Here is a 3,749-nt window from a genome sequence, read left to right on the forward strand (position 1 = left end):
TCGGCGCATCGCCCAACTGGGACAAGACGGTGCTCGTCATCCAATACGACGAGTGGGGGGGCTGGGCGGATCATGTGGTGCCTCCGGTCGCGCTGGCCCCGGATTTGATCCCGCCGGTGGTCGAACTCGGCGAGTCGGAGTACGACGGCTTCCACAGGTACGGTTTCCGGGTGCCGATGGTCCTGGTGTCGGCGTATGCGAAGCAGAACTACGTCAGCCATCTCGTCTACGATCACACCTCGGTGCTTGCCCTGATCGAGCGCATCTGGAATCTGCCGTCGCTGACGATGCGCGACGCCAACGCCAACGACCTAACCGACTTCCTGGATTTGGCCGCCATGCAGGGCGGCCACCCGACGTTCACCCCGGCGACGGTCGCCGATCTGCCCCCTTCCGGCGAGAGCCCGGCCAGCCTGGCCTGCTCGGCCCAGCCGCCGGTGCCGCTCCCGCCCACCGGTTCGGTGGTGCCGAGCACATGAGTTGCTGCGGTGTCACCGTGGCGGCCGTCGCGAGCGCCGGCGTCATTGTCGTCGCCTCGGCGGGCCCGCCACCCCTAGCGGGAACCCAAGGACCGCCTATTGCGCTCTCGGCCTCCGAAGGGCCGCTCGCCGACGTCAGTGTGGTGCTGAGCGGACTGATCGGTAGTGGACCGCCGAGCCTGGAGGCGCTGCTGGATCTCGCCAGCGACCCTTCGAGCCTGACCAGCCTGCTCACCACCTTGGCGAACATTGAGATCGCCGTCGGTGTGGGGCTGTCCGGCCTGGCCGCTACGCCCTTCTCGCTTCTCAGCGGGGCGGTGACCTCCCTCGGCGCGGCGATAGCAGAACTCGGTGGGGTGTTCACTTCCATCGGCACGGCCGTGGCGGCGGGCTCGGCGTTGCCGGCAGGCATCGCAGAACTGATCGAAACTGCTGGCGCCGCCGTCACGCAGGGGCTGGTGACGCCGATCTATGACTTCCTGATCAAGCTGGTTTCTGGTGCAGCTTCGACGTTGAGTGCGCAGACCCTGGTTGGCCTGGTCGACTCGCCGGATGGACTGCCCGACCTCACCCCGTCGCTGGACCCCGGCGCGGCGTTGGACTTCAGCCACCTGGTGCCGGACCTGCTGGCCGCCTTCTGAGTAGACCGCTTGGGATAGGCTCTCTCACCGGCTGGACCACAATAAGCCAGAGACGTAAGCGAGAAAGCCATGCCGGCAATCGTTGTGATCGGCGCCCAGTGGGGTGACGAGGGCAAGGGGAAAGCCACCGACCTGCTCGGTGAGCGGGCGCAGTGGGTGGTGCGCTACCAGGGTGGCAGCAACGCCGGGCACACCGTGGTGCTGCCCACCGGGGAGAACTTCGCCTTGCACCTGATCCCGTCGGGGGTGCTGACGGCCGGGGTCACCAACGTCATCGGCAACGGTGTGGTGATCGATCCCGGGGTGCTGCTGGCCGAACTGGCCGGTCTGGAGCGGCGCGATGTCGACACCTCCCGGCTGCTGATCTCGGCTCACGCACATCTGCTGATGCCCTATCACGTCGCTATCGACAAGGTGACCGAACGGTATGCGGGCAGCAAGAAGATCGGCACTACCGGCCGCGGCATCGGACCCTGCTATCAGGACAAGATCGCCCGCATCGGAATCCGCGTCGCCGACGTGCTCGACGAAGCGTCGCTGGCCCAGAAGATCGAAGCTGCACTGGAATTGAAGAACCAGGTACTTGTCAAGATTTACAATCGCAAGGCCCTGGAGCCCACTGCTGTGCTGGACGGGTTGCTGGCGCAGGCCGAGGGTTTCAAGCACCGCATCGCCGACACCGCCCTGGTGCTGGGTGCGGCGCTGGACCGCGACGAGACGGTGCTGCTGGAGGGCTCGCAGGGTACCCTGCTCGACGTCGACCACGGCACCTACCCCTACGTGACATCGAGCAACCCGACGGCGGGTGGCGCGGCCGTCGGCTCCGGTATCGGGCCGACCAGGATCACCACGGTGCTGGGGATCCTCAAGGCCTACACCACCCGGGTGGGCTCGGGCCCGTTTCCCACCGAGTTGTTCGACCAGAGCGGCGAATACCTGTCCAAGACCGGCGGCGAGTTCGGGGTGACCACCGGGCGACGGCGGCGCTGCGGCTGGTTCGACTCAGTGATCGCCCGCTACGCCACCCGGGTCAACGGCATCACCGACTACTTCCTGACCAAGCTCGACGTGCTCTCCAGCCTGCAGACCGTTCCGGTGTGCATCGGCTACACCGTCGACGGCAAGCACACCGGCGAACTGCCGATGACCCAGGCCGAATTCGCCCGTGCCGAACCGATATACGAGGAGCTGCCGGGCTGGTGGGAGGACCTCTCCGCGGCGCGCACTTTCGACGAGCTGCCCGCCAAGGCTCGTGACTACGTGTCGCGGCTGGAAGAACTTGCCGGAGCACCGGTTTCGTGTATCGGGGTCGGTCCCGGCCGGGAGCAGACCATCGTGCGCCGGGAGATCGTGCGGGGCCGCCGGTGAGCGACAAACCCGAAGAACTGGACCCCGAGTACGCAAAGCACGGTGGGTTCCCGTATTACGACATCGCGACCCCGGGCCCGGGCTTTGCCAGGTTCGTCACCGCGATGCGGCGGCTGCAGGATCTGGCGGTGTCCACCGATCCCGACGACGACACCTGGGAGGACGCCGCGCAGCGGGCCGAGGAGCTGGTCAAGATGCTCGACCCGTTCGGAGTTCCGGAGGGCGTCGCGCCAGCGGGGCGGGTGCCGTCGATGCCGGGCATGGGCAACCTGTTGATGCCGCCCTGGCGGATCACCGAATTCGGCCCGGACGGCGTCGCGATGCGTGGTCAATTCAGCCGCTACTACGTGGGCGGCAACTCGGCGGTCCACGGCGGCGTGCTGCCGCTGGTGTTCGATTGGACGTGCGGCATGGTGGTGCACGCCGCGGGCCGCCCGATCAGCCGCACCGCGTTCCTGAAGGTCGACTACCGCAAGGTCACCCCGATCGACACCCCGCTGGTGGTGCGGGGCCGGATCGACACCACCGAGGGGCGCAAGGCGTTCATCTCCGGTGAGTTGGTCGACAGCGACGGCAGCGTGCTTGCCGAAGCACACGCGCTGATGATCCGGCTGCTAGCCGGCCAGCCCTAGGCCGCGGTGCTGATCGAAGATCGAGCGTCGCGATCCGGTTGGCCCGCCACCCCAGTGGTCGAGAACCGCTCGGTGCAACCGGGGGAGGACACAGTTCGTCAACCGACCCGGCCAACCAGAACCGCGCGGTGGGCAGCCCGAGCTCGTCGGCGGCCAGCCGCCGCATCCCCTTGACGTCCGAGGCCAGTCGGGCACCGCGAACGCCGGGCACCACCTCGGTGAACCTGCTTTCGGTCGAAAACGGCAGGCTGCGGTGTTGCCCAACCATTGCACGGACGGCACGAGATCCGATCCGAACGGCGTGGTTCCTTGTCCGCGGTGTTCGGGTACAAGATCCTCTGTCTATGGATGGTGTCGGGTCTGCCGGTGGCGACGGGTCCGGTTCCGTCCGGCGGTCGCGGTGGACACCGGGGCTTACCCGGAGGAGATTTCTCGCCGCGGGTGCCGGCGCGATGGCCGCGGGGGTAACCGCCGGTGCAGTCGCGGGCGCTCGCCCGGCCCCCCAACCGGCCAGGCCGCCGTTACCCACCGGACCGCTGTGTCAAGGGACATGGGGAACTGCCCGGTGGCGGTCATGAGAACTGCCCGCTGGTGGCCATGAGATCTGCCCGGTCGTGGCCACCAGACGT

General features: G+C 67.7%; 4 protein-coding genes and 1 pseudogene. 4 read left to right on the top strand and 1 reads right to left on the bottom strand.

The genetic code is table 11. From position 1 onward, the window contains the following. The 4 genes from AC2VON_RS13460 to AC2VON_RS13475 all read left to right on the top strand — a co-directional run. On the top strand, window positions 1–479 hold a 479-nt coding region (locus tag AC2VON_RS13460; RefSeq protein WP_486953414.1), incomplete at its 5' end, for an alkaline phosphatase family protein. Window positions 480–496: 17 nt separating this feature from the next. Beyond that, on the top strand, window positions 497–1,120 hold the full coding sequence (locus tag AC2VON_RS13465) for a hypothetical protein (RefSeq protein ID WP_486953415.1): 624 nt from the start codon (window positions 497–499) through the stop codon (window positions 1,118–1,120). Window positions 1,121–1,189: 69 nt separating this feature from the next. Then, window positions 1,190–2,488, top strand: a complete 1,299-nt coding sequence (locus AC2VON_RS13470; RefSeq protein ID WP_486953416.1) for an adenylosuccinate synthase — start codon at window positions 1,190–1,192, stop codon at window positions 2,486–2,488. After that, window positions 2,485–3,120 carry a PaaI family thioesterase gene (locus AC2VON_RS13475; protein WP_486953417.1) on the top strand — a complete coding sequence of 212 codons (636 nt, stop codon included), beginning with the start codon at window positions 2,485–2,487 and terminating at the stop codon, window positions 3,118–3,120. Before AC2VON_RS13470 ends, AC2VON_RS13475 begins: the two co-directional genes overlap by 4 nt. Window positions 3,121–3,211: 91 nt before the next feature. On the opposite strand, the pseudogene AC2VON_RS13480 reads toward AC2VON_RS13475, so the two are convergent. Continuing rightward, a pseudogene (locus AC2VON_RS13480) lies at window positions 3,212–3,337 on the bottom strand (phosphoribosylglycinamide formyltransferase 2); the annotation flags it as partial. Window positions 3,338–3,749: the final 412 nt, after the last annotated feature.

Source organism: Mycobacterium sp. TH-M82 (assembly GCF_057473605.1).